We start from the raw sequence: 2,474 nt of genomic DNA on the forward strand, positions 1-2,474 counted from the left end.
TATCCTTATCCGGTTTGTAGCCCTTTTTTAACAGCTCCTTTACCAGGTCCCTCGTATCATCAATACTGTCAATCACCCCGTTATTGTTCCTGTCTGCAGTTTCATCGGCAGTACCGCATTCAAAGAAGAATTGCTGCCCCGGATGATAACTCCCTGCCCGGATCAGCTGGTGCATAATACGGTCGGTGTCATCGTTGTATCCCGCTCCCGGCGGCTTGCTGCGCCACCATAATGAACCGGAAAAAACACCTGCCAGCCCGAAAACATCCGGGTGCCGCCACACAATATCCAGCGCTGATAAACCGCCCAGGGAAAAGCCGGCGAAAGCGCGTTTGGAAATTTGCAGATCGGGGTACTGCTGTTGCAGGAATGGCAGCAGCTCTGTAATAATAAAGCGGGTATAGCTTTCCGCCAGTTGGCCCTGCCCCATGTAATCCGGCACGCCTGCGGTGCCATAAATGGCTTTCCGGTCGGCATCCGCATGAATGCCCACTGCCAGCACCGTTGCCGGCAAAACCGGTAATATACCGGGAAGATCCTGCCCATCATTTACCAGTAAAAGTATATGTGGAGATGTACCCGTAAAGTAGCTGTCCAGCTGCATACTCCGCTGCAGGTGCACAGAATTGATAGAATGTTGAAGTGTTTGCACCGCAACAATTTACCAATAAACCAATAATCTTCTTTAAATTTAACTAAACACTTCCCTGTGACCGAAAACTATTTAAAATGGCATTCTCCCAACCTGGGAAAGGAATTTGAGATGTTGGTATTCGGCGATAGCGGGTACCCGCTGCTCCTGTTCCCGACCTCTATGGGGCGTTACTATGAAAGCAAGGACTTTGGCCTGATTGAAGCCATGCGATGGTTTATTGAGGAAGGAAGGATTAAAGTGTATTGCCCCGACAGCATTGATGCATTCAGCTGGTATAACAAAAGTATTTCCCCGGAACAAAGAGCGTATAATCATACCTGTTATGACAAACTGCTGATGGAAGAAATACTGCCACGAATAGCCGGGGAAACGGGACACCAGCGGATAGTGGCCGCCGGCTGCAGTTTCGGCGGATACCATGCCGCCAACTTTGCATTCCGCCACCCTGAACGGGTTTCTTACCTGTTCAGCCTCAGCGGCATTTTTGATATCAGGTTCCGCATGGACGGGCACTACGACGATAACGTATATTATAATAACCCGGCCGATTTTGTGCCGGACAACCAGCATGAAGACCTTTGGCGCATGGGCATCGTGCTGGGCGTGGCCGACAGGGATGTGACCCGGCCACAGAACGAACAGCTGTCTGGTATCCTGGCCGGTAAAAAAATAGCCCACTGGCTGGATATTCGTCCCCAAACCACGCACGATTGGCCGGTTTGGCGGGAAATGTTGCCGCATTATGTTTCACTTATCAAGTAAGTACCATGAAAAAAATAGGGATCCTCTTCGGGCAGGAAAACACTTTTCCACAGGCGTTTGTAGACCGTGTAAACCGTATTAACCCTCCCGGCATCTTCGCGGAATTTGTGACCATCGACAAAGTAATGCAGGGCGCCGATCCGGGCTACGCAGTGATTGTAGACCGTATTTCGCAGGATGTACCCTTCTACCGGTCTTACCTGAAAAATGCCGCCGCTGCCGGTACCGCCGTTATCAACAACCCCTTCTGGTGGAGCGCCGACGATAAATTCTTTAATAACGCCCTCGCAGAAAAGATTGGTGTAAATGTGCCCCGTACCGTATTGCTGCCTTCCAATAAACTACCGGACGATACCACGGATAAATCATTCCGTAACCTCATTTACCCGTTCGACTGGAACAGCATTTTTGAATACGTGAGCTTCCCGGCATACATGAAACCCTACGCCGGTGGCGGATGGAAACATGTATACCGCGTAGAAGATAAAGATGATTTCTTCCGTAAACACAGCGAAACAGGTCAGCTGGTAATGATGTTACAGGAAGAGATCGACTTCAGCCAGTATTACCGCTGTTTTTGTATAGGTGGCAAAGAAGTACGGATCATGCCTTACAATCCTAAAAATGCACCGCACCAGCGCTACCAGGCCGACTATGAGCCCAGCGCAGAACTGACAGAACGGATCACGGAACAGGTGCTTACCCTGCATCAATACCTGGGATACGATTTCAATACCGTGGAAATAGCTGTGCGCAGCGAAGTGCCCTACGCCATCGATTTCTGCAACCCTGCGCCGGATGCCGATATTCACTCGATCGGTGAGGAAAATTTTGAATGGGTAGTGGACACCATGGCCAGGTACGCCATCGAAAGAGCCGTTGCACAAAAACCGGGGAAAGACAATCTCACCTGGGGCAAATTTGTGCATCCGGGCCGTGCAAAAGCAAAACCGGCAACTGCTACAGAGAAAAAGAAATCCGCCGCTCCCAAAGCAAAGAAAACTTCACCGGTAAAGGAAAAGAAAAGCCCGCCCGAAAAGGAGAAAAAGACCACCCC

3 protein-coding genes are annotated in these 2,474 nt (G+C 50.2%); 2 read left to right on the plus strand and 1 reads right to left on the minus strand.

Translation table 11 applies throughout. The features are described 5' to 3' along the window. On the minus strand, positions 1-652 hold a 652-nt coding region (locus VN105_RS07045; protein WP_325639293.1), incomplete at its 3' end, for an alpha/beta hydrolase. A gap of 57 nt (positions 653-709) precedes the next feature. Between VN105_RS07045 and VN105_RS07050 the strand changes: the two genes are divergently transcribed. Together VN105_RS07050 and VN105_RS07055 are read left to right on the plus strand one after the other, a co-directional pair. Further along, complete coding sequence (locus VN105_RS07050) at positions 710-1,417, plus strand: esterase family protein (RefSeq protein WP_325639295.1); 708 nt, start codon at positions 710-712, stop codon at positions 1,415-1,417. Between the two features lie 5 nt (positions 1,418-1,422). Then, a partial coding sequence (locus VN105_RS07055; protein WP_325639297.1) for a hypothetical protein occupies positions 1,423-2,474 on the plus strand: 1,052 nt, incomplete at its 3' end.

Origin of the sequence: Chitinophaga sp. (assembly GCF_035564935.1) — a bacterium.
Taxonomy (GTDB): Bacteria; Bacteroidota; Bacteroidia; order Chitinophagales; family Chitinophagaceae; genus Chitinophaga.